Origin of the sequence: Gillisella vitis, from assembly GCF_001541345.2 — a bacterium.
Lineage (GTDB): Bacteria > Pseudomonadota > Alphaproteobacteria > Rhizobiales > Rhizobiaceae > Allorhizobium > Allorhizobium vitis.
The window spans coordinates 535,423-557,056 of record NZ_LMVL02000002.1; the positions used below are offsets into that span (position 1 = coordinate 535,423).

Here is a 21,634-nt window from a genome sequence, read left to right on the forward strand (position 1 = left end):
TGTTGATCGGATGGTCGGTAATGCGGGTCTGCACCCCACGGAGATAGGCCTCCGGTGCCGGCGAAAAGCGCGAGAAGGTATCGACAACGGTCAGAACCCTGATTTTGCGGCCGGTAGCCAACTGGTCGTGTGCGCAGTCCATCACCCAAACATGATTGGAATGGGTCGGTTCCGTACGGTTAGCCCGCAGCGTCGCCTTGACCCGACGCTTGGGAACCTTGTTGCGCAATTGAAGGTCCATCGCCTTGTAAAGACGATAGGTTTTCTTCGGATTGACCGCCCAACCATCACGCCTTATCAGGACATGTACACGACGATAGCCATAGCGCACGCGCGTCTGGCAGATATCCTTGATCTTCAGCTCAGCATATTCGCCCCGCTTGGACGTGTAGACATAAGGGACCGGTCGACTTTCAACACGGCACATGCACGCCGGATCGAAACCTTCTAGTCTGACTTGAATCGTGTCGACAAGCTTGCGCTTGCGGGCAGGCCTCATAGCTTTTTTGACAGAACATCCTGCAGCATGGCCTTGTCCAGGGGCAAGTCGGCAACAATCCGTTTCAGCTTGGTGTTCTCCTTTATTGAGGGCACGTCAGCGCATCATGCAAGATCCATTTGCCAAAATTTCTTGATGGCATATTTGTATAAAATCAAATCAAGATTGATGCATTTTCTGATTTCGTGGTTGACCTCGCTAAAATTCATGAACTCACGCTCAATCAAATCCGGAGTGACGTTTTCTTCACGGTACCTCAGTGGAAGTCCGAAAATTTTGCTGAACATTTGAAAACTTTGACGCGACCGTTCCGCCAACCCAATGAAGGAGAAATGCTTATCAATATTCTCAATGGCCGTTTGCAAATTTTCTTCCGTTACAGGCGCTTCAGGGCTGACGCCAGCGATTGTCCGTGTATAAAAGTTATCAAATTCCAGTCTCTTCACAGTATTCACTGCATCGACAATATTTTCCGCTACCAACATATTATGATCGCGCTGCACGTATTTGGCGAAGAAATACAATGAAATTACGAAATCATAGGGATTGCGGAGAACCGTCATATAGGTGACAGGCCGCGCAATCTGATCATGAATTCCGTAACGAACATGACCATAAGCAACATCAAACCTATCCATTGAGAGTGAAGACAAGTTTTTGATTTGCGAAAAATCGCGATGATAAAGCGGCAGTAGAAATAGGTTCTGTCGATGCTCTTCAAGTGCCTGGCGAAGACTGGTCCCGCCAGTTTTTGGCATATGCAATACGATCTTCAGAGGCTGTGTTGTGGTTTCCAGCCGATCCTTATACCGGAAGTGACCTTGAGCGATTGTTTGCGTTCTGACCCGGACATCAAAAACGATAGCATGACCATTATCTCTGGCGCTTTGCCCGATATCACAGACCACATGCCAGCCAATCGCGCTCCAGCCAGCCCCAAGGGCCTGCTCTACATCCGACCGAGTGACCAAATGTATGTCATCGACTCTATCATCGTTAAGATAGATATCGAAATTATCCCTTTCGCCGAGAAATGCCACCCACCCATGAAATTCCACAACCGGCCAAACCAGTGCCTCTTGTGGTGTATCAATCCTCGCTTGGACGAGCATATCACCTATTCTATAACTTGAACCCTCAGACATCCCGAAATTAATCCCCCTAATGCTAGCGATTAAACACGCTTAAGCAGCCCTTACATTTGAAATCTCAATTATGTCAAATGCCCGATGTCTTGCAGAATTGAACTGAAAATCATCTTCCCTTTATTTTTCAGGTGAGGCTTTGGTTTTAATCTGGCCTCTTATGGCCTGTTTTCCCATAGCTATCTTCATTGCGAATTCGCTGGGCGTGATGTTCCCAACGATGAGTGCGGTCTGTTTCGATTGTAGTTCTCCTTCCATACTGTGATGTCCGTCGGCAATCATGCCAGCGATGAGAACAATGGTTCGTGGAGGCATTCGTCGCGGAAAATGCCATTGAACGTAATAACGTCGTTAAATAGCAAATTTGCAAGCGCCTTTTTAGTTGTGATAGGATGGTTGCCGATTGCATCGGTCGTCTATGCGCACGACACGGGGAGCCGCTTTATGGCGTTTCGCGTGGTGGTCCTTCCAATGTATGTCTCGCACGCTCCGAGCAAATGAGTGGTGAAACGGTCTTAACGCAATGGACCAGCCTCCGTCCCCGCAGGGACGCCTCGTCACGCTGTGGGCGTTACAGAACTTGAGAGTTAGATGGTGGCTGTGTCCTGTTGAAGAACTCACTGGTGCGCAGCATCGCATGCATGATGGCCTTGAGTTTGCGGGCGACAGAAACTCTGGAGCGCTTGAAGCCTAGAGTAGGCTCGGGAAATCTGCACAGCCAGTATAAGTGGAATTTCTTTCTGACTTCGGCTTATACGAAGAGTCATTGAAGATGACTCTTCGTATTCCGTTTGCGAATATCTCAAGCCACTGATGCATTTGAGATATTTGCAATCCCTTCAAGGCGAGGATGCGTCAGCATCTTCGAGCCTTGGTATTAGATGCCGGGAACAGGAGATACCATGACGAGATGACTGCGCAAGGCGCCACAGTCCGGCTTTCAAGGCGAAAGTGGCACTTACCGCCATAAGAGGCGAGCAGACGTTGGTGGAATTATTCCAGCAGTTCGATGTGTATGCCAACTAAATCAAGCAATGGAAAGACCAACTCCCTTGAGGAGGCGACAGGCTTTTTCGGTGATGAAGCGAAGGCAGAACCGGCGGGTCCAACCGTTGATGTCCAAACACTGCACGCCACGTGACAAACCCCTTTTTGACAACAATGATGGTGGCGGCATAATCGAGGTGGAAATCCACTTAGCAACCTCCCCGAAACTGTTCACGGCAATACGATGCTTAACACTGTGTTTGTCTGCCGGGGACTATAATTGGGCCGTGAAGAACTGTCGGCCATCGCAGCGCGTCCGCCCTGCCTGAAGCGTTCAACCCACCGCGATACGATCTTGGCCGAAACAGCATAGACACAAGCGGCTTGCGACTTCGTGAGCTTGCTACCGAGAACGGTGATGGCCCTTTTCTCTCGACGAAAAGGTGTCAGTCGGACATTCTCATGGATGTTCATTCGGAGCAATCCAGGAAAACTGAGGTGTGGTATTCCAGTCTCTTAAATCCGCTCCGAATGGACAACCTCCTGAAAGCTTCACATCTAGGAGTCTTCACCTGGTTGATCATCGACACGTCCATGCCGCCATGTCTGGATCGCCATTTGTAAATGACGCCGTGATCATTCCCTGTTCCCGGCAAAGCTCAGGTACATGTAGGTACATCGCCTTCCGCTTGGCCAAGGTCAAAGGATGGAAAGGATTCGTAGTTCCCTAAATCTGCTCGTCTTCTTTTGTGCAAGCATGTTAATTGGTGTACGGATTATCCATCAATCTTAGTTCATAAAAAGGGTGAAGAGTTCGAACTCGGTCCTTGTTTTACGGCATTGCAACATTGAACTAAATTTCAAATTATTGGATGAGGGTTATGATTTCCTTCACTCTCTCTTTTTCGAATTGTCTGCGGTGGTTCATTGCGGCAGGCTTCACAGTCGATCCAGGTGCCGGCTAAATAATATCCTTCTTTGATTGCACTTTTCAGTTTCGCCCGCCGCCTCTTGGTGCATGCGGGGTCTTGTTCCAGAAGAACGGTTTGGTTTTCAGCTCGATCATCGCCCGCCAGGCGGCAATGGATGTCATCAGCCAATAGAGCGGGATGAACAGGTAGCGTTTGCCGATGCGGCGGCGCTCGAATTCGGTCATGGCGGCACGGCCGAGTGCCAGGAAAATCAAGTAACTGCCGAGAATATTCACCAGGTCGATCCAGAAAACCGTCAGGTCGCGCAGCGGAATGCCCTCGGCGGGTGGGTTGGCCATGCTGTAGACGGTCATGGTCAGGAACAGCAGAAGGGCGGGGTGGCTCAGCGATGATAGCAGCATGCCGCCAATCATCAGATGAAAGACGGCAAAGGCCGATCCCCCCATTTCCTTGCAGGCGATCCGCGGTTCGCGCATGACGATCAACCAAGTCTGTAGCCAGCCCTTGAACCAGCGGCTGCGCTGGCCCATCCAGATGCGGCTGCTGACGGGTGCATCTTCAAGGGTTTGTCGGGTGATCGTTTCACAGCGATAGCCGGCCCGGAACAGCCGCAGCCCGAGATCGGCGTCCTCTGTGACATTATAGGGGTCCCAGGCACCGACATTTTTCAAGGCCTCGATACGGAAATGGTTGGACGTCCCGCCGAGCGGCAAGGGCATGCCATGATAGGCAAGCATCGGCAGGGTACCCCGAAACAAAGCCGCATATTCGAGCGCAAACAAGGCGCTGATCCAACTTTCATCGCCATTGGCGATGATCAGCGGTGCTTGCAGGCAAGCCACTTCGGGTGGGCGGGCCAGGAAATGAGCATAGGCCTCCTTGAGTTGGGCGGGATGCGGGCGATCCTCGGCGTCATAAAGCACCAGAAAATCGCCACGTGCGCCTGACAGCGCATAGCTGAGCGCCTTCGGCTTGGTCCGCGGCCCAATCGGCGGGGTCGGGACGATCTCGATATGGGCTGGGATGTCGGCGTCTGCCAGCGCGCCCAGCGTGTCCAGATCGTCGGCTTCGCAGACAAGCTTGATATCCAGCCTGGAAACCGGCCAGTCCAGCCGCCGCAGCCCGTCTATCAACTGCGGGATCATGCTGCTTTCCCGGTAAAGCGCGACAAGAACGGTATAGACCGGAAGCTCCACCGAGGCGGGCAAGACGGGCGGAGGGTCGGCCACTCCGATTCGATAGGCGAGCGTCGCGGCTCGAAAAGCGAGCATGCAAAGATAAAGCAGCGATGTCAGAATATGCATCACCGCCAGCGCGTCATAGCCAAAGATGGAACAGGCGGCGAGTGTCGCCGTCAACAGAGATCCCAGCCAGAAGCCTTGTTTGCCGGTCAAGACCATGCGCGCCGAGGACAGTGGTGCCGTATCGAACAGATGTGCCGTGGCTTTTTCCACGCGGTGCCGGGCACCAGCCTGCCAGATCGCACCGGTAAGGGCTCTCGGCGTGGTGATGGCAAGCGATCCGCGCAAATCCGGAGCATGCTCGAGTCGTTCTTTCAAGGCGTGGAATTGCCGTGCCTCGGGAACGATGACGGTTATCGGCGCGCGGACCTTGTCATGCAGCCGCAACAGGCCCGGTTTGCGCAATTGGCTGTCCATGTGGTCGGAATAGAGGACCTGCTCCACCGGAAGCACGGGCAGAAAGGGCAGGTCGAGATGCCGGGCGAGGGCGGCGTAATAGTCCTGTGCCTCCATGTCGCCAGTGGCCAGCAATTCCTGCTCTATGGACGTGCCATGAGTAAGCGCCTGATGAATGAGACGCGACAGGAGCGGCTTTGGAAGCCCGAGTTGCTTTAGCACCACCACTTCCTCACCGAACCGTTCGACCAGATCGACGGAGGATCGCAGGAGTGGCGGTTCAGGCGCGGAAAGGGAAAATGAAAAAGAGGATATATGTGAAAATGCCGCGGCGCGTTTCCTCGCCGCGATTCCTTTGCTAAACAATAACCGTACCTCACACCCCATTTGCCTGCCCGAAAGCGATGATAATGAGCCGGTTGAAAGTTACATCCCTGAAAACCAAGGGGCGCATGACGGCAATCACTGTATTGGCTGCTTTTGCCTGTGGTGTGGTGCCTTTTCTATCCCTGGGGCTCGCACCCTTGCCCGTTCAGGCACAGGCGCTTCCATCCCAGCAATCGGTGCCGGTCCTGTTCGATGCGCGGGCGCGGTTGCCGAAGCCGGATCTATCGGTGCTGCTGAGGTTGCGATTTTTGACCACGGTGGATTTTCCACCTTTCAGCTTTCTCGATCAGACCGGCCATTTGACCGGCTATAATATCGATCTGGTACGGGAGATCTGCCGCGAACTGGATGTCGAGGCGAAATGCGAGGTTCAGGCCGTGCCCTTTTCCGATATGGAGATCGCGCTGCTCAGCAAGCATGGCGATGCTGCGGTGGCGGGCATGGCGGTGACGGCAGGGTTGCGGCGGGATTTTGCCTTTTCCAGACCTTATCTGATGTTGCCCGCCCGTTTCATAGTGCTGCGTGACACTCTCGGCAAGGCCGATACGCCTGCGGCATTGGCCGGAAAGCCTGTTGGTATCGTCACCGGCACGGCGCAGGAAGCCATGCTGAAGGCATTTTTCCCAGCGATCGTGCCGGTGGGTTTTGCCGATCAGGCCGCCTTGATGGATGCGCTGAAACAGAAAAAAATCCAGGCGGCTTTCGCTGATGGATTGCAGCTCTCCTTCTGGCTGGCCAGCAACGTGTCCGCTCAATGCTGCGTTTTCCTGGGAGGCCCTTTTCTGTCGCAGCAGTTTCTCGGCGAAGGCATGACCATCATGGTGCGCAAGGAAGACGGTTTTCTGGCCGCCGCCTTTGACTATGCGCTGGTCTCCCTGTCGCGCAAGGGCAGGCTGGACGAATTGTCCCGCCGGTATTTTGCCGAGGGATTTTACTGAAATATCTCACGCAGGTGTTTTACGGTTTGCGATAGCGCGCAATGGCGCTGCGCTCGATGGCCGCGCAGGTCAGCTTGTCCAGGCCAAGTCGATCACGCAGCAATTGCAGCAGGCGGATTTCCTCCGGCAGGACGGTATGATCAACGGCGGCAACTTCGACGGCCAGCGCATAGGCCGTATCGTAAAGCCGCTCCGGCAGCGCGTCGCGGATGGTTTCCAGGGTGATATCCAGTCCTTCCGGCCCAGCCAGCATGGCACCGCAGCGTCTGGCCACATCCAACACGGTGCTTTTATCGAAGCCTTCAAAGACCGGCGTGCTGGAGACCAGATTGCCGATCCGCTCAAGTTCCCGGTCATCCATGGCATTGTCGACGGCCGAGGTCATCACCATTGCGAAAATCAGGGCATCCTGAAGGGTCACCTGGGGGGTCATGGAAATTCTGTTCCTGTCATTTGCTTTATCGTATTGGGCTTATCTTATGGGCCATCTGGATATGGCCGAAGACCGGTTCATCTTGAAGAATGGCGATTGCCATCTGCCGTTTCAAGAGGCTGGCATTCTGCCTCAGCAGACCCCTGCAAAAAATCGATGAATGGCAAATAATTCCTACTGGCTGACCCAGATGATTCGGGCGATCCATTCGACATCCTGCATATCCAATACCCGGTTCGGATGGTCTGGATTGATCGAAATGAGATCGACGGTCCGCGCCGTCTGGCGGCCTAGCACCTTCGCCATAACCTCGCCATCGCAGGTTTTGACGACGACCCGGTCGCCTCGGCGCACAGGTGCACCTGGCTCGACGATCAGAATGTCGCCATCGCGATAAAGTGGCTTCATACTGTCGCCCTGAATTTCCAGGGCATACACGCCTGGCTTGGCAGAGGTCGGTAAATCCACCAGATCCCAGCCTTGTCCGGCTGGAAAACCGCCATCGTCGAAGAACCCGCCCGAGCCCGCCTGGGCCAAGCCAAGCAGTGGAATAGTGCCGATCTGCGGCGGAAAATTGCCATCCGGCAATATGTCGTGAATGGCATGGCCCTGATGGTTGTCATTGCCGATCAGCGTGACGAATTGATCGATCCGCGCACCTGTTGCTTCCAGCACCTTGGCGATGGATTCGGTCGATGGCCAGCGCATGCGTCCATCCGGCCCGACCCGCTTGGACTTGTTGAACGAGGTTGGATCCAGCCCGGCTTTTCGTGCCAGCCCGGACGGCGTCAAATGATACTGCTCGGCAAGCCGGTCAATCGCATTCCAGATTGTCTCGTGTGAAAGCATATCCCGCCAAACCCCGGCATTTATCAGCCGTCGACAAACGGCTTCGACCCACCTCGCCATATATCGGCCAAATGTGGTCGAGAGTAAAGATCTTGGAGGAATAAAATCCTCGATTGTTCCTGTTTCTGCGCACAAAGCTCAACTCGCCTCATGCCACGACGATGCGGATTGAGGAGAGCGGACAGATCGGCATCAGGCGAGGAAGATGAAAGCCAGTCCTACCCTCAAGCGACCATGGCCATATTGAGCCGCCCCAGTTGGATGACCGCCTGGGTTCGGCTATCGACCTTGAGCTTGAGCAGAATGGCGGAGACATGCGCCTTGATCGTGGCTTCCGAAACGCTGAGTTCATAGGCGATCTGCTTGTTCAGCAAACCTTCGCACAACATGCCGAGCACCCGGTTCTGCTGAGGGGTCAGTGTCCGCAGCCGTGCCATGATATCGGCCAGTTCAGGGTCCTGTTCCTGATCCTCGACATAGGATGAAGGCGTAAAAATATCGCCGCTCAACACGGTCTGGATCGCGGAGCGAATGTCATCGATGCCGGAGGATTTGGAAATGAAACCCGAAGCGCCAAGCTCCAGCGAGCGCCGGATCGTGGCGCAATCGTCGGTGGCCGAACAGATGATGATCGGCAGGCTGGAAAACTCCGCACGCAAGGCCATCAGGCCGGAAAAGCCGCTGACGCCTGGCATGGCCAGATCGAGCAGCAGGACATCGGCATCCGGATGCTGATCCGCCGCCATTCGGGCCGCCTCGAAATCGCCAGCTTCGACAATGTCCTGCCTACCATCCATGCCGCTCACAGCTTGCCGAAGCGCGCCGCGAAACAAGGGATGATCGTCCGCGATAATGATTGTTTGCTCAGCCATCGTCTGCCCCCTCCCAAGAGCTTTCGTTGTGCAGCACCGCTCGCGTCTGTCGCGTCGGGATGTTAGTTTAACGTTTGTTCTGCTGTTTGTGCAAGCGGGAACACCGAGGCGGCCTCCGATCGCCCAATTCCCGGCTCTAATCCTGTGCTGAAGGGATGCAAGATAGCATTCTATTCATAGGGTTGGGTCAGGAATTAAATAATACCATAGATTGCTTTAGATGAACAATACATCTAGCCGAAAATGGCGGTTACGAAAATGATCATGTCTGGAGTGTGCTTTGATATATTGATGCCAGCCGCTCCAGGGCTATGTGATGGCCAGCGCCATAGGGGGACGAATTCGGTTCATTTCCGCCGTCTGATGCTGTCTGGCGTGGACAAGTCGTTGCTGTTGGGGCAAACCGGCTGAGCGCTCGTGTCCCAAAGATCGCGATAAGGATGACATCATGGCAAATGCAATCTACAAGATCGTGCCCGACGGCCTCTGGCAAAAGGCCCGTGCCGGTGGTGTGTTTGCCGGTGCGCCAATCGATCTCCAGGACGGTTTCATCCATTTTTCCACTGCGGCTCAGGCGAAAGATACTGCAAGGTTGCATTTTGCCGGACAACAAGACCTGTTGCTGGTCGCAGTCGATGAGGAGGTGTTGGGCGAGGCCCTGATCTTTGAACCCTCACGCGGCGGGGCGCTGTTTCCGCATCTTTATGCACCCTTGCCGCTCTCCGCTGTTTTATGGGAAAAGCCGCTGCCGCTTGGAGAAGACGGCCTGCACCAGTTTCCGGAGGACATGGCATGATCGATCCGTTCAAGCGCTTTGCCCGCCCGGGCCTGTTTCTGTTCGATGCCGAAACCGCCCATGGCCTGTCGATTGCCGGGTTGAAAACCAGCCTGATGCCGAAATGCCGCCTGCCGGACGATCTCCGCCTGGCGCAGACCGTCGCTGGCCTGCATTTTCCCAATCCGCTCGGCATGGCGGCAGGCTATGACAAAAACGCCGAAGTGCCGGACGAATTGCTGGGTCTCGGCTTCGGCTTTGCTGAAGTGGGAACACTGACGCCAAAGCCACAAGACGGTAATTCCAAACCCCGGATTTTCCGGTTGGTCCGCGATGAGGCCGTCATCAATCGGCTCGGGTTCAACAATCAAGGTCATGAGGCTGCCTTTGCAAGGCTGTCGGCGCGATCAGGCAGGCCGGGCGTGGTCGGCATCAATATTGGCGCCAACAAGGATGCCGAGGACCGAATTGCCGATTATGTCACGGGCATTCGGCGCTTTTATCCGCTGGCCAGCTATTTCACCGCCAATATTTCCTCGCCCAACACGCCGGGCCTGCGCGATTTGCAGGCAAAGGATAGTCTCAGTCACTTGCTGGACGCGGTGCTTTCCGCCCGCGCCGATGAAGCGGCCAAGGCGGGCCGCCGGGTGCCTGTCTTCCTGAAGATCGCCCCTGATCTGACCGAGGAAGGCATGGATGACATTGCCGAAGTGGTTCTGGCGCGCGACCTGGATGGGTTGATCGTCTCTAACACCACGCTGTCGCGTGATGGCCTGACGGATACAAGGCAGGCGGGCGAGGCGGGCGGCTTATCGGGTAAGCCCTTGTTCGAGAAATCGACGGCGGTGCTGGCGCGTATGCGCCACCGGGTTGGACCGGCCCTGCCGATCATTGGCGTTGGTGGTGTTTCCTCGGCGCAGACGGCGCTGGAGAAAATCAAGGCCGGTGCCGATCTGGTGCAGCTCTATTCCTGCATGGTTTATGAGGGGCCGGGCCTGCCCGCCGCCATCGTCAAGGGCCTGTCACAGGCGCTGGACCGTGATGGCATTGCCTCGATTGCGCAGCTGCGTGACAGCAGGGTTGATTACTGGCGGGCGCTGAAGGTCTGATCGCGGCGGCTTTTGAGCCGCAGTGCCAGGAAAAGGCCGCGAAACGCTAGAAACAGGTTGAGCGCCAGCCATAGTCCGTGATTGCCAAGCAGCGGCACGAACAGCGCCAGCGCAATAAGATAACCGGCAAAGGCCGCCAGCATCATGTTGCGCATATCGCTGGACCAGGCGGCTCCGATAAAGACCCCGTCCATCTGGAAGGCCAGTGCTCCCGTTAGCGATGTGATCGCTGCCCAGGGCAGAAACTCGCGCGCCACGCGGCGGACTTCTTCAGCCGTCGTCATCATGTCGATGATTGCCCCACCTGCGCCCAGGAAAAACAGCAGGCTGGTGAGCGCCAGTCCGAAGGACCAGACGCTGGTGAGCTTTACGGCTTGGTCGAAGGCCGGGCGGTAGCGGGCGCCGACGGCTCGACCAACAATCTGCTCGGCAGCATTGGCAATGCCATCCAGATAGAAGGAGGCAATCATGAAGAAATTCATCAGCAGCGCATTGGCCGCAAGGGTCACGGCGCCAAAGCCGGTGCCGATCCGGGTCAATATTGTGAAGGCCGCCAGCAGCACGAAGCTACGGATCAGGATATCACGGTTAAGCGCGAACAGTTGTGCGAGCTTGTTGCGGTCGAGCAATTCGGTGAGGGATGGAAACAGCGCCTTGTCGGTGCGGGCCAGAATGATCGCCAGCCCCGCCAGCGTGGCGGTGGCTTCCCCGGCCACGGCCCCCCAGGCGACGCCGGACACGCCCCAGCCAAGGTGCAGACCAAGATAGATCGAAAGCAGGATATTGACGCCGTTCAGCGCAATTTGCAGGCCAAGCGCCAGTGAGCCTTTGCCGCGCCCCAGGATGAAACCCATGATGGTGAAGTTGGCGAGCGTCAGCGGCCCGGCCAGGATGCGGGTGGAAAAGTAGATCGACGTCACTTCAGCCACCCGGCCCTGTGGCCCCATCAGCGCCAGCCCGGCCTTGAGCAGCAAGGGAGACAGCAGCAACAGCAGCAGCCCGATCGCCAGCGACAGGATCATGGAGCGACAGAACACCGCGACCTGATCGCGCGCATCCTGACGGCCATGGGCCTGGGCCACCAGGGCGGTGGTGGAGGCGCGCAGGAAATTGAGGCTTGCGAACACCAGATCGAACAGCACGGCGCCAATTGCCAGGCCCGCAAGCGCTGCGGCTTCGCCGGTTCGGCCAATGACGGCGGTATCGGTGATGCCCAGAAGCGGTGTGGTGATGTAGCCGATGGTCATCGGAAGGGCGATGGCTAGCACGCCGCGATGGGTCACACGAAAAGCGCGGTCGGGGGGATTGGCGATGGTCATGAAAGGCTCCAGCAGGCGAGGAACGGCCCGCCGAAGCCCTTTATCACCCGATTCTCAAGCGAATGCCAGTTGGCGGCGGTCCCATTTCGCTCTCCGGGCGCGGTGTGCCGGACAGAACCATCGCCCAATAGGGCTTGTTGCCGCGTGACGGTATGCGCGCCACGGCGACGCCCAGCCCGTGATAGGGGCCGAGCATATTTTCCAGATGATGGGACGAGTTGATCCAGGCCTGCATGGCGGCTTCTGCCGTCTGCTGCAACATGGCGACATTTTCAGCCGCTGGAAGCTGGACATTGCCCGCGCGCATCCGCGCCCCGAAACTGTCGCCCATACCGATCAGGTGCGCCATTTTTTCTGCCTGGGCCATGCGATTGGCCTGGAACATGGCGGCCTTGGCGGCCTGCGGATCGCTAACCAGCGCCGACTTGCCGTTCTTCTGGCGCAATGCGTTGACCATCGGCAGGAAAGCGGCTGTCTCGTCCTCAACATCGGAGGGGGCAGATGGTTTGAGCGCAGGCGTGGCGCAACCGCTCAGCAGGGCCGCAAGCCCAAGGCCGCCCAGCGCCAAAAGCTCGCGGCGGCCAGTCCTTGGTGCTGAGACAGGTTGCGGCATCAAGAGGGATTTGGATCGCATGTTATTTCCGCAGATTGAGAAGCCGGATCAGGATGAAAACCGGAATGACGATACTGGCGCCCAGCAGCAGATAGTCTCCGAACTGGCCTAAGGCCGCAAACCCCTTGTGCCAGATATCCAGGACGAAATGCCGGATACCCTCGATGATATCATAGGGGTAAATGCCGAATATCCGCATGACAAAGCCGACGATCACCGAAACGACGAGCAGCTTGATGATCGTTCGGCCAATCGAATCGCCCAGAAATCTGTTCACGCCATCGGTCATGGCCTAGTCTCCTGTTTCCCGCTCCGTTGAGCATAGGCCCACATAAGCATTGGATTATGGCGGTGCAAGCACGATGAAGGCTGTTGTTGGCGGTGACAAGATTCCGCTTGCGTTTTTCAAGGCTTGCTCCATTGCTCCGAAATCGTATTTTGAGGATCGTTCGACATCCATGCACGGCATCCAGCCCGCCTTTGGTCATCTCCCTTCAGGACAGCGCTCTTCCGGCGATATAACCGCTGATCGCCGCGCCGATTATGCCCGCATGCTCTCGGAAAGCGGCGATCACGCCGCTGCCGCAGAGTTGATGGAACAGGCGCTGGAACTTGCCCCGACCTGGGTGGCGGGGTGGTTTCTACTGGGGGAATACCGGGCCAAGGCGGACTTGATCGATGCGGCAGCCGATGCCTATCGGCAGGTGCTGGCACTCGACCCCGAGGATATTTTTGCCGCCGGGCTGAAATTGGTGCTGATCGGTGCGCAAGCCATGCCGGAAAAGCCGCCGAGCCGCTATGTGGCGGCGCTGTTTGATGATTATGCCGACCGCTTCGACACAGCCCTCCTGGACAAGCTGGACTACCGGGTTCCGAAAAAGCTGGCGGCGATGATTTCACGGATCGGTGGTGTGGACCGACGCTATCGCCGCACTGTGGATTTTGGCTGTGGCACCGGCCTGCTGGGCATGGAATTGCGGCCAAGGGTCGATTACCTCGAAGGTTACGATCTGTCCTCGGCCATGCTGGCCAAGGCACGGGAAAAACAGATTTACGATGATCTGGCGATCGCGGATTTGTCGCTTGATGCGGACGCCTGCGGTCTGTTTGGACCCGGAAAGGGTGAGGGCAGGGGGCGGGCGGATCTGGTGACGGCAGCCGATGTGCTGATGTATCTTGGCGCTCTATCCGGCGTCTTTTCGCTGGCGGCGGATCTTCTGGAACGGGGCGGCTATTTCGCCTTTTCCGTCGAAAAACAGCTGGGTGAGGAGAGCTTCAGCCTGGCGCAATCGCTGCGCTACCAGCACAGTGAGGCTTATGTGGTTTGCGAACTGGAGGCCAAGGGCTTTACTCTGCTTGAAAGCCAGCAGGACGTCATTCGCATGGATGGCGGAAAACCCATCCAAGGCATTCTGTTTATTGCGGCCAAGAGAGGCTGAAAGACCGAATATTGCGATCTTGCCGATAGGTCAGTCTTGCTGACGCAACCCGCTTGAAACCTGCCGATTTTCAGGCATCCTGATGGATAAAGCTGCGGAAAATCCGCCTGTCCAGATGGAGAATGGTGATGGCATTAATGAGCAATCTGTTCGGCATCTGGAACGACAATCCCGCCCGTCACAACCGGGCCGAGGATATTCAGGGCATTATCTGCGGAACGATGATTTCGGCGCTCGGCCTTTATCTGATTGCCAAGATCGGCCTTGTCACCAGCGGTATGGCGGGACTTGCCTTCGTGATCCATTACTGGACCGGCTGGAGCTTCGGCCTGGTGTTCTTCATGCTGAACATGCCTTTCTACATTCTCTCCATCAAACGCGTCGGCTGGGACTTTACCCTGAAAACCTTCGTGGCTGTGGCGCTGACCTCGTTTCTCGTCGAAATCGAAAGCCGCTTCATCGTCATCGAGAGCATCAATCCGGTCTGGGGCGCCATCCTCGCGGGTCTGCTGCTTGGCTTTGGCCTACTGGCCCTCTACCGCCACCGCGCCAGCCTTGGGGGTATCGGTATCCTCGCGGTCTTCGTCCAGGACCGTTTCGGTATCCAGGCGGGCTTGGTGCAACTGGCCTTCGACGTCGTGGTCATGGCGCTGGCCTTCACCGTCGTCAGCCCCTGGGTGGTCGGCTGCTCGATCATCGGCGCCGTGGTGCTCAATCTCTTCGTGCTGATCAACCACCGCTCGGACCGGTATATCGCTTTGCGGTGATCTGCCGGTCCGGCGAATAGAAAAGGCGGCTTGTGAGCCCAGCCCCTAACTGAAATTCGGAATCCAAATAGATACCGGTGCCGGGCTGCCTTGTGTCTGGCCGTGTCGGCCCTTAATCGTGCTGCCAGAGTGTTCGTGAACTATTTTGTGCACTCACTTGTCGCGGAACACTGAATTTTGCGACGCGGAAAGATGCGGTGGCAAAACTGTCGCTTTAATTGGGATGAGAGCGACAATGGAGAACGAATGGAAGGGCTGCCAATTGGCCCAGTAGCAGAGACGCCTATATTGGACGCCCATTTACCCGCGACGACCAAGCCGGCAAAAGAAGACAAGGCTGACGACTACGGCGGTCAGATTGTAGAGGGTTGAAGCTGCGAATCCTTGCTCGAAAACTCCGGCATCAGGTTCGTTGGGGTCGCCAAAATCGTTTCGTGGGTATGACTATGACAACAAGGCCAGTAGTGACCATGATCATGCCGACTATGCGCGTTGTTTCAAATTTCTCGCCAAGAAACAGTGCGGCGGATGCAGCCCCGAAAATTGGCACGAGCAGGGAGAATGGTGCAACGGCGCTGGCCGGGTATTTCTTGAGTAACTGTCCCCAGATCGCGAAGCATAAAGTGGTCGAAAGCACGGCAATGTAGAGGACCGTGCCGACACCGCCCCAACTCATTGCCTGCATCGCATGGCCGAGCGTTGCCGGACCATCCACAATCAACGACATACCAAGCAGCGGGATCGGGGGTATCAGGCTGAGCCACGCCATCAATGCGAACATGTCTACTGCAGTGCCTGCGCGTCTGAGAAGCACATTGCCCACGGCCCAGCACAAAGCGGCTGCAAGGCACAGGCCAAGGCCAGTCATTGTGAAGTCCGTGCCACCAGCCGTATCGGCGATAACTACAAGGCCCGCGAATGCCACGAGGGTTCCGGTAATCTGCCTGAATGTCGGCCTTTCCCGGAGAAATGTTGATGCGATCAGGATTGTCAGAAATGCTTGAGATTGCAGGACGACAGAGGCCAGCCCGGCGGTGATTCCAACTGCCATCCCTGTGAAAAGCAGGGCGAATTGCCCGAGGAACAACGTTGCACCGATCCATATGAAAAGAGGCCATCTGATGTTCGGACGCGGCAGGAGCAGGGCTGGAGTGGCGGCGATTGCAAATCGCAGGGCGGCGAGCAGCAATGGCGGGAAGCTGCCGAGCCCGACGCTGATCACCGTGAAATTGATTCCCCATATCGCGGCGACCAACAGGGCAAGAAGAATGTGCTGAGGTTTCATATTGGGAATACCTGCTTGAGCGAAGACGGCGGATTTGCCTTTCGTCCGCGCAGCTTAACGGGCTATAAGCCATAAGTGAAACAACTGCACTGGAATACAGATATAACCAAAACGAAAGACAGCGATATCGACCTCAACCTTCTTGTCGTGTTCCGCACGCTCATGAGCGAAATGAATGCGACGAAGGCAGCTACGCGGCTAGGCGTTAGCCAGGCCGCGGTGAGCGCAGCGTTGCGGCGTCTGCGCACGCTCTATGGCGATCCGCTGTTTGAACGGACACAGCGCGGATTTCGGCCGACCCCTCGTGCGGTATTCTTGCAGCCTTCAATCGAGGAAGCGCTCCGGATCATTGCCGGAACGCTGGATGCAGCCAATTCTGAGGCGGATGATCGGGCACGCATGGTCGTCGTTCGGATCGGCTTATCGGATGATTTTGAAATGGCGTTTGGCGCGCGAATCCTCGCCCTGGCAAAAGAGGCGATACCGCATGTCAGAATCGTGCTGCGGCAGACCAACAGCCTCGTGGCGGTTCAGGCGCTGAACGACCGCGAAATCGACCTTGCAATCACGTCGGGAGGATTCAGCGACGGGCGGCTGAAACACCTTGCCCTCGGCAGCTCGGACTATCTGGTCGTGTATGACTCTCTCATCAGAGGATCGGTGGCTCCGCTTGAAATCGAAGAATATGTCGCACGCGACCACATTCTCGTTTCCTATTCCGGGCTCACGGGGATAACCGACGATGTGCTTGCGGAACACGGATTGCGCCGGACGGTCCGGGCAGCAACAACGCACTTTTCGGCCTTACCTTTCCTGTTGCGGGGAACCGATGCAATAGCGACGATTCCAGCTCATGCCGCACAGGCGTTGCGAGATCTCGGACCATTCGCGGTGTCGGCTTGCCCGCTTAATTTCCCGCGCTATGCCTTCGGGTTAAGCTGGCGCTTCGATGCTATCCGCAATGTGCCCGTCATGCAGGTGAGGGAATTGGTCACCGAGGCTTTCAAAGATGTGCCGTCCAAGTTTTCGCAAAAGTCCTACAGAGCGTCCAAAAACGTTCCGGGGGAATGATGGCCTGCGCTGTTCAGTGCCGGAACTCTGTCGGCGACGAGATTTTCCGGATTTCGATGTCCAACGAGCCTGAGAAGGCATGATTGGATGCCTTTTCGCCCTTGTCTGGTTCAAAAAGTGCATAGGGCGGCCTGTCAGGCCCTGACGGCGGCAATCAGGCCCGCAACGCCGACAAGGGTGATGGCTCGTTTGATATTGTAAGCCAGAGCCGTCAGGCTGAACTCCCCTTTGACGTTTTCCAGCCTGCGCATCAGGAAAGCGCTCTGATACATCCACTGTTTTATGGTGCCGAACGGGTGCTCGACGCTTTCGCGCCTTTGGTCCAGAACGTCGGGCCGGGCGGCAAGACGCGCCGCCATGCGGTCGAGCACCGCTTCGTTCTCCAGGCGCGAGACGCGACGGAAGCTTCTGGTGCAGCGTTCGCGAAGGCTGCACGCCTTGCAAGCGTCGCGGTTGACATAGTCGATCTTCACATTGTCGCGGGACTTGCCAAAGTGACGGGGTGAGAGCACCTGGTCTGCGGGGCAAAGGTAAATGTCCTTGTCGGGGTCATAGCGGAATTCCTTCTTGGAGAAGAACCCCTCGGCCACGGCCGGACCGCGGATCGGCTTGGGAACATAGGCGGTGATACCGGCAGTTTCGCAGGCTTCGATGTCCTCGATCTTGAAGTAGCCCCGGTCCGCCACCGCCTCGATCCTGTCAACGCCGAGCGTGTCCATCGCCGCCTCAACCGTCAGCGCGAGAAGCCCCATGTCCAGCACCTGGTTGCAGACCTCCTGCTCTGCGATCAGCTTGTGCTTCACGTCAACGGCGAGCTGGATGTTGTAGCCGACGCCGACCTTGGTCATACGCGACATGGCGCGAGCATCCGGATCGGTGAGCGAGATCTGGTCCTCGCCCGTCTTATCCAACTCGTCCAGCAGAGCCTTGTGGCGATCCCGCTTGCCTTTGATTGCCGCAATCTTTTCCGCGAGTTTGCCATCGCCGCGACCGGAGCCGCCGCCATTGCCACCGGCTTTCGCCTCTTGCGCATCACCCTCATTGAGCCGCTTCATGTAGTCGGCCAGCTTCTCGTCGGCTTCGTTGATGAACTTGGTCAGCGCACCCCGCGTGAAGTTACGATCCTTGTTGTTCACCGCCTTGATGCGCGTGCCATCGACCGCCAGAAGCTCTCGCCCGAACAGATCAAGCTGCCGGCACAGGATGACAAATTCCCGGAACACCTGCTTGAAGGCCGACCGGTTCACGCGGCGGAAATCGGCGATGGTGCGGAAGTCCGGCTTCAGGTGTCGCAGCAGCCAGATCACCTCGATATTGCGATTGGCCTCGGCCTCCAGCCGCCGGCTGGATCGCACCCGGTTGATGTAGCCGTAAATATACAGCTTCAAAAGGTCGGCCGGATCGTAACCCGGACGGCCGGTCTCCTTTGCAGCCACCCGCACAAAGCCTGCGGCAGCTAGATCGAGGCCGTCCACGAAGGCCTCTATGAAGCGGACCGGATTGTCCGGCCCTACGTAATCATCCACCGCTTCCGGCAGAAGCAGCAATTGAGAGCGATCTGTTCCTGAAAGATGGGCCATGGAAAATCTTACCACGGACGAATATTATGGGGAATCAGACAACCGTTATGAGCCTTATTATTGTGAGAATAATCGAAACAACTCGTTTGCTGCTGCGCCAGCACTCTCTTGATGAGCTGGGCGGATATACCGAGCTCTGGTCGACCACAGCACCGGAGATTGCAGGTGTCCCAAATATTCCGCCGCTAAGCCAGGAGGAGATTTGGGCGCGCCTCTTACGGTTCATCGGACACTGGACCATCTTTGGCTTCGGACCATTCATTGTCGTTGATAAAGCCACTGATACCACCGTGGGCGAAGTGGGGTTCGCACACTTCTATCGCGGTCACGGTGAGCCCTATGATAATTCACCTGAAGCAATGTGGAAAATAGACCGCCGTTACCAGGGAAGAGGATTCGCCTCCGAGGCAGTCCAAACGGCCATAGACTGGTTTGACGAACAACGGTTTGCGAAGCGTACAGTATGCATGATCGATCCGCAGAACATTGCATCGCTACGGATCGCTGAGCAATTTAGCTTCCACCAGTTTAGGAACGCCGTCTATCGAGGCAACCCAGTGTTCCTATTCGAACGAATGGCTGGATGATCCTCCGGGGTTTTCAGACGGTCTGCCTAAGATTCGCGCAAAGATCGGCGGCACTGAAAATTCAAAGGAAAATCTGTCGCAAAACCTGCTCGCGAAAGTTTTAGTTTCGCGACAGATATTTGCGACAGGCAGTGCTCCACATTTTGGTCAAAGGTCGGGCCTCTGAACCGCCTTTTTCCGCTTAAGCCGCAGCCCTCACCGCGCCATAGGGATCAAACCGCCCGTAGAAGGTCTCGCCCTTCTGTGCCATCTCCTTCAGCAGCGGCGTGGGTGCAAAATGCGGGCCGTAGTCCTTGGCCAGCCGTTCGCAGAGTGCCACGAAGGTTTTCACGCCCATGCCGTCGATGTAGGACAGCGCGCCACCGGTATAGGGGGCAAAGCCGAAGCCAAGGATGGAGCCAACATCGGCTTCGCGGGGGTCAACCACGATGCCTTCTTCCATGGTGCGGGCGGCTTCCAGGGCGATGGTTGCCAGGAAGCGCTCTTGCAGGGTCTTGACGTTGACGTCATCCGGCTTCTTTTGCGGATAAAAGTCCTTCAGGCCCGGCCAGACATGCTTTTTGGCAGGCTTGGCGGGGTAATCGTAAAAGCCCTTGCCGTTCTTGCGGCCAAAGCGTTCTTCCTTCTCGACCATGCGGGCCACCAGCTCCATATGGCGCGGGTCCACGGCCTTCTCACCGAGATCGGCGATGGTGGCCTTGAGGATCTTGTAGGAGAGATCAATGGCCACTTCATCGTTGAGGGACAGCGGACCAACCGGCATGCCAGCGAATTTAGCGGCATTTTCGATCATCACCGGCGGCACGCCTTCCAGCAGCATGTCGTAGCTTTCCGCCATATAGCGCAGCACGCAGCGATTGACGAAGAAACCACGGGTGTCATTGACGACAATCGGCGTCTTCTTGATCGCCGCCACATAGTCCAGGGCCACTGCCAGCGCCTTGTCGCCAGTCTCCTTGCCGAGGATGACTTCCGTCAGCATCATCTTTTCGACCGGCGAGAAGAAATGCACGCCGATGAAATCTACCGGGCGTTTGGAGTTCTTGGCCAGACCCGTGATTGGCAGGGTCGAGGTGTTGGAGGCAAAAATTGCCCCTTCCGGCAGAACGGCCTCAACCTTTTCGATCACGGCCTTCTTGACGTCGCGGTCTTCAAACACCGCTTCGATCACCAGATCGGCATCCGACAGGGCAGAATAATCGTCACTTGGCGTGATCAAAGACAGCAGCTTTTCGCCGTCTTCCTTGCTCATCTTGCCCTTGCCGATTGCACCCGACACAAGGCCTTCAGCCACGGACCTGCCCTTGTTGGCAGCCTCCATGTCGCGGTCGATCAGCACCACGGGCAGACCGGCGGCGGCAGTGACATAGGCAATCGATGCGCCCATGAAACCAGCGCCAACCACGCCAACCTTCTTGAGGGTGCTTTTCGGCTGGCCTGCCGGGCGGCGCGCGCCCTTGCCAAGCTCCTGAAGCGAGATGAACAGCGAGCGGATCATCGAGAAGGCTTCGGTGGTCTGGACGATTTCGGTAAAATAACGCTGCTCAATGCGAAGGCCGGTGTCGAACGGCACCTGCAAGCCTTCATAGACGCATTTCAGAATCGCCAGAGCGGCTGGATAATTGCCGGAGGTTTCACGACGCAGCACAGCCGGTGCCGCTGGCCAAAGCTGGGCCGATGCCGGTGTCCAGATGCCACCGCCGGGCGCCTTGAAGCCCTTTTCATCCCAGGGGGCAACCGGCTTCAAGCCATCCTTGATCATCTGCTTTGCGGCTGTAATAAGCTGATCCGGCTCCACCACCTGATGCACGAGATTCATCGCCTTGGCGCGTTGCGGCGTCAGGGTCTGGCCGGTGGTCATCATTTGCAGGGCGTCCTGGGCATTGGCCAGGCGCGGCACACGCTGCGTGCCACCCGCGCCGGGGAAAATGCCAACCTTGACTTCCGGCAGGGCCAGCTTCACCGATTTGCCATTCGAGACTACGCGGCCATGGCAGGAGAGCGATAGCTCAAACGCGCCGCCCATGCAGGTGCCGTTGATGGCGGAGACCCAAGGCTTGCCATTGGTCTCAATCTTGCGCCACAGCCAGCTCATCCGGCCAGCGGAATCGAACAGCTTTTGCACGGCATTGGCCGGGTCCTTGGCGCGCTCTTCCTCCACCATGGAGAACATGCCACGGATCATGCTGAGATCGGCACCTCCAGAAAATGCGGATTTGCCTGATGTGAACACCACGCCCTTGACGGCGGCATCCGCGACAGTGGCATCCACAATCGCTTCGATTTCGTCCATCACCTCCATGGTGAAGACATTCATGCTCTTGTCGGGCATGTCCCAGGTGACAAGGGCAATGCCGTCTGCATCGGTCTCAACGGTGAAATTCTTATAGGTCATTGTCATCCCTCCCGA

The 21,634-nt window shown here is 56.9% G+C and carries 19 protein-coding genes and 4 pseudogenes; 8 read left to right on the forward strand and 15 right to left on the reverse strand.

The features are described from left to right. Positions 1-58: 58 nt before the first annotated feature. From ASB66_RS07385 to ASB66_RS27115, 3 genes and pseudogenes are all read right to left on the reverse strand, one after another. A pseudogene (locus ASB66_RS07385) lies at positions 59-579 on the reverse strand (IS3 family transposase); the annotation flags it as partial. A 24-nt stretch (positions 580-603) separates the two neighbouring features. Further along, positions 604-1,644, reverse strand: coding sequence for a hypothetical protein (locus tag ASB66_RS26040; protein ID WP_147274022.1), 1,041 nt, complete (start codon positions 1,642-1,644; stop codon positions 604-606). Positions 1,645-1,829: 185 nt separating this feature from the next. Then, the gene (locus tag ASB66_RS27115; RefSeq protein ID WP_411910125.1) at positions 1,830-1,922 is read right to left on the reverse strand and encodes an integrase core domain-containing protein; all 93 of its coding nucleotides are present in this window, start codon (positions 1,920-1,922) and stop codon (positions 1,830-1,832) included. A 603-nt stretch (positions 1,923-2,525) separates the two neighbouring features. Here ASB66_RS27115 and ASB66_RS07410 point away from each other — a divergent pair. Then, positions 2,526-2,779: pseudogene (locus ASB66_RS07410) on the forward strand (transposase); the annotation flags it as partial. Positions 2,780-2,895: 116 nt separating this feature from the next. On the opposite strand, the pseudogene ASB66_RS07415 reads toward ASB66_RS07410, so the two are convergent. The 3 genes and pseudogenes from ASB66_RS07415 to ASB66_RS07425 form a co-directional block, all read right to left on the reverse strand. Continuing rightward, positions 2,896-3,105 (reverse strand): annotated as a pseudogene (locus ASB66_RS07415) (leucine zipper domain-containing protein); the annotation flags it as partial. Between the two features lie 92 nt (positions 3,106-3,197). After that, positions 3,198-3,390, reverse strand: a pseudogene (locus tag ASB66_RS26430) (hypothetical protein); the annotation flags it as partial. 232 nt (positions 3,391-3,622) lie between these two features. Continuing rightward, positions 3,623-5,422 carry a glycosyltransferase family 2 protein gene (locus ASB66_RS07425; RefSeq protein ID WP_234614258.1) on the reverse strand — a complete coding sequence of 600 codons (1,800 nt, stop codon included), beginning with the start codon at positions 5,420-5,422 and terminating at the stop codon, positions 3,623-3,625. Positions 5,423-5,604: 182 nt separating this feature from the next. Between ASB66_RS07425 and ASB66_RS07430 the strand changes: the two genes are divergently transcribed. Continuing rightward, entirely contained in the window at positions 5,605-6,525 is a 921-nt protein-coding gene (locus tag ASB66_RS07430; protein ID WP_060716343.1) for a transporter substrate-binding domain-containing protein, read from the forward strand. Positions 6,526-6,544: 19 nt separating this feature from the next. Here the strand turns inward: ASB66_RS07430 and ASB66_RS07435 are convergent, their stop codons facing one another. The 3 genes from ASB66_RS07435 to ASB66_RS07445 all read right to left on the reverse strand — a co-directional run bounded on the left by ASB66_RS07435 (position 6,545) and on the right by ASB66_RS07445 (position 8,679). Beyond that, a complete protein-coding gene (locus tag ASB66_RS07435) occupies positions 6,545-6,958 on the reverse strand; it encodes a tellurite resistance TerB family protein (protein ID WP_015914840.1) in 414 nt (137 codons plus the stop codon). Between the two features lie 174 nt (positions 6,959-7,132). Continuing rightward, complete coding sequence (locus ASB66_RS07440; protein ID WP_060716344.1) at positions 7,133-7,807, reverse strand: S24 family peptidase; 675 nt, start codon at positions 7,805-7,807, stop codon at positions 7,133-7,135. 224 nt (positions 7,808-8,031) lie between these two features. Further along, positions 8,032-8,679 carry a response regulator gene (locus ASB66_RS07445; RefSeq protein ID WP_060716345.1) on the reverse strand — a complete coding sequence of 216 codons (648 nt, stop codon included), beginning with the start codon at positions 8,677-8,679 and terminating at the stop codon, positions 8,032-8,034. Positions 8,680-9,127: 448 nt separating this feature from the next. Here ASB66_RS07445 and ASB66_RS07450 point away from each other — a divergent pair, with 448 nt between their 5' ends. Both ASB66_RS07450 and ASB66_RS07455 read left to right on the forward strand, forming a co-directional pair. After that, entirely contained in the window at positions 9,128-9,475 is a 348-nt protein-coding gene (locus tag ASB66_RS07450; RefSeq protein WP_060716346.1) for a DUF952 domain-containing protein, read from the forward strand. Continuing rightward, positions 9,472-10,563, forward strand: coding sequence for a quinone-dependent dihydroorotate dehydrogenase (locus tag ASB66_RS07455; RefSeq protein WP_114386342.1), 1,092 nt, complete (start codon positions 9,472-9,474; stop codon positions 10,561-10,563). Before ASB66_RS07450 ends, ASB66_RS07455 begins: the two co-directional genes overlap by 4 nt. Here ASB66_RS07455 and ASB66_RS07460 read toward each other — a convergent pair. Genes ASB66_RS07460 through ASB66_RS07470 form a run of 3 tightly spaced genes read right to left on the reverse strand, consistent with a single transcriptional unit; the run spans position 10,539 to position 12,784 of the window. Beyond that, the gene (locus tag ASB66_RS07460) at positions 10,539-11,882 is read right to left on the reverse strand and encodes an MATE family efflux transporter (protein WP_060716348.1); all 1,344 of its coding nucleotides are present in this window, start codon (positions 11,880-11,882) and stop codon (positions 10,539-10,541) included. The two genes, ASB66_RS07455 and ASB66_RS07460, sit on opposite strands and share 25 nt — an antisense overlap. Positions 11,883-11,925: 43 nt before the next feature. Continuing rightward, a complete protein-coding gene (locus tag ASB66_RS07465; protein ID WP_409049935.1) occupies positions 11,926-12,516 on the reverse strand; it encodes a CAP domain-containing protein in 591 nt (196 codons plus the stop codon). Between the two features lies 1 nt (position 12,517). Further along, complete coding sequence (locus ASB66_RS07470) at positions 12,518-12,784, reverse strand: DUF6460 domain-containing protein (protein WP_060716349.1); 267 nt, start codon at positions 12,782-12,784, stop codon at positions 12,518-12,520. Positions 12,785-12,953: 169 nt separating this feature from the next. On the opposite strand from ASB66_RS07470, the gene ASB66_RS07475 reads away from it, so the two are divergent. Continuing rightward, the gene (locus ASB66_RS07475) at positions 12,954-13,934 is read left to right on the forward strand and encodes a class I SAM-dependent methyltransferase (protein ID WP_060716444.1); all 981 of its coding nucleotides are present in this window, start codon (positions 12,954-12,956) and stop codon (positions 13,932-13,934) included. Positions 13,935-14,062: 128 nt separating this feature from the next. Continuing rightward, entirely contained in the window at positions 14,063-14,701 is a 639-nt protein-coding gene (locus tag ASB66_RS07480; protein ID WP_060716445.1) for a DUF6198 family protein, read from the forward strand. A gap of 403 nt (positions 14,702-15,104) precedes the next feature. Here ASB66_RS07480 and ASB66_RS07485 read toward each other — a convergent pair whose 3' ends face one another. Continuing rightward, the gene (locus ASB66_RS07485; RefSeq protein WP_060716350.1) at positions 15,105-15,986 is read right to left on the reverse strand and encodes an EamA family transporter; all 882 of its coding nucleotides are present in this window, start codon (positions 15,984-15,986) and stop codon (positions 15,105-15,107) included. Between the two features lie 75 nt (positions 15,987-16,061). On the opposite strand from ASB66_RS07485, the gene ASB66_RS07490 reads away from it, so the two are divergent. Continuing rightward, positions 16,062-17,057 (forward strand): LysR substrate-binding domain-containing protein, encoded by a 996-nt coding sequence (locus ASB66_RS07490; RefSeq protein ID WP_060716351.1) that lies wholly within the window; start codon positions 16,062-16,064, stop codon positions 17,055-17,057. Between the two features lie 134 nt (positions 17,058-17,191). On the opposite strand, the gene ASB66_RS07495 is transcribed toward ASB66_RS07490, so the two are convergent. Continuing rightward, positions 17,192-18,637 (reverse strand): IS1182 family transposase, encoded by a 1,446-nt coding sequence (locus ASB66_RS07495; RefSeq protein WP_060716352.1) that lies wholly within the window; start codon positions 18,635-18,637, stop codon positions 17,192-17,194. A gap of 47 nt (positions 18,638-18,684) precedes the next feature. Here ASB66_RS07495 and ASB66_RS07500 point away from each other — a divergent pair, with 47 nt between their 5' ends. Further along, positions 18,685-19,224: a GNAT family N-acetyltransferase gene (locus ASB66_RS07500; RefSeq protein ID WP_060716446.1), complete on the forward strand. Its 540-nt coding sequence runs from the start codon at positions 18,685-18,687 to the stop codon at positions 19,222-19,224. Between the two features lie 181 nt (positions 19,225-19,405). Here the strand turns inward: ASB66_RS07500 and ASB66_RS07505 are convergent, their stop codons facing one another. Further along, positions 19,406-21,619 carry an FAD-dependent oxidoreductase gene (locus ASB66_RS07505; RefSeq protein WP_060716353.1) on the reverse strand — a complete coding sequence of 738 codons (2,214 nt, stop codon included), beginning with the start codon at positions 21,617-21,619 and terminating at the stop codon, positions 19,406-19,408. Between the last annotated feature and the right edge of the window lie 15 nt (positions 21,620-21,634).

Bases quoted from the DNA above. Each gene is read 5' to 3' on its own strand.
- ASB66_RS07450 (WP_060716346.1), top strand. From the start codon at position 9,128: ATGGCAAATGCAATCTACAAGATCGTGCCCGACGGCCTCTGGCAAAAG.
- ASB66_RS26040 (WP_147274022.1), bottom strand. From the start codon at position 1,644: ATGTCTGAGGGTTCAAGTTATAGAATAGGTGATATGCTCGTCCAAGCG.
- ASB66_RS07435 (WP_015914840.1), bottom strand. From the start codon at position 6,958: ATGACCCCCCAGGTGACCCTTCAGGATGCCCTGATTTTCGCAATGGTG.
- ASB66_RS07455 (WP_114386342.1), top strand. From the start codon at position 9,472: ATGATCGATCCGTTCAAGCGCTTTGCCCGCCCGGGCCTGTTTCTGTTC.
- ASB66_RS07470 (WP_060716349.1), bottom strand. From the start codon at position 12,784: ATGACCGATGGCGTGAACAGATTTCTGGGCGATTCGATTGGCCGAACG.
- ASB66_RS07505 (WP_060716353.1), bottom strand. From the start codon at position 21,619: ATGACCTATAAGAATTTCACCGTTGAGACCGATGCAGACGGCATTGCC.
- ASB66_RS07495 (WP_060716352.1), bottom strand. From the start codon at position 18,637: ATGGCCCATCTTTCAGGAACAGATCGCTCTCAATTGCTGCTTCTGCCG.
- ASB66_RS07460 (WP_060716348.1), bottom strand. From the start codon at position 11,882: ATGACCATCGCCAATCCCCCCGACCGCGCTTTTCGTGTGACCCATCGC.
- ASB66_RS07440 (WP_060716344.1), bottom strand. From the start codon at position 7,807: ATGCTTTCACACGAGACAATCTGGAATGCGATTGACCGGCTTGCCGAG.
- ASB66_RS07500 (WP_060716446.1), top strand. From the start codon at position 18,685: ATGAGCCTTATTATTGTGAGAATAATCGAAACAACTCGTTTGCTGCTG.
- ASB66_RS07480 (WP_060716445.1), top strand. From the start codon at position 14,063: ATGGCATTAATGAGCAATCTGTTCGGCATCTGGAACGACAATCCCGCC.
- ASB66_RS07475 (WP_060716444.1), top strand. From the start codon at position 12,954: ATGCACGGCATCCAGCCCGCCTTTGGTCATCTCCCTTCAGGACAGCGC.
- ASB66_RS07445 (WP_060716345.1), bottom strand. From the start codon at position 8,679: ATGGCTGAGCAAACAATCATTATCGCGGACGATCATCCCTTGTTTCGC.
- ASB66_RS07465 (WP_409049935.1), bottom strand. From the start codon at position 12,516: ATGCGATCCAAATCCCTCTTGATGCCGCAACCTGTCTCAGCACCAAGG.
- ASB66_RS07430 (WP_060716343.1), top strand. From the start codon at position 5,605: ATGATAATGAGCCGGTTGAAAGTTACATCCCTGAAAACCAAGGGGCGC.
- ASB66_RS07485 (WP_060716350.1), bottom strand. From the start codon at position 15,986: ATGAAACCTCAGCACATTCTTCTTGCCCTGTTGGTCGCCGCGATATGG.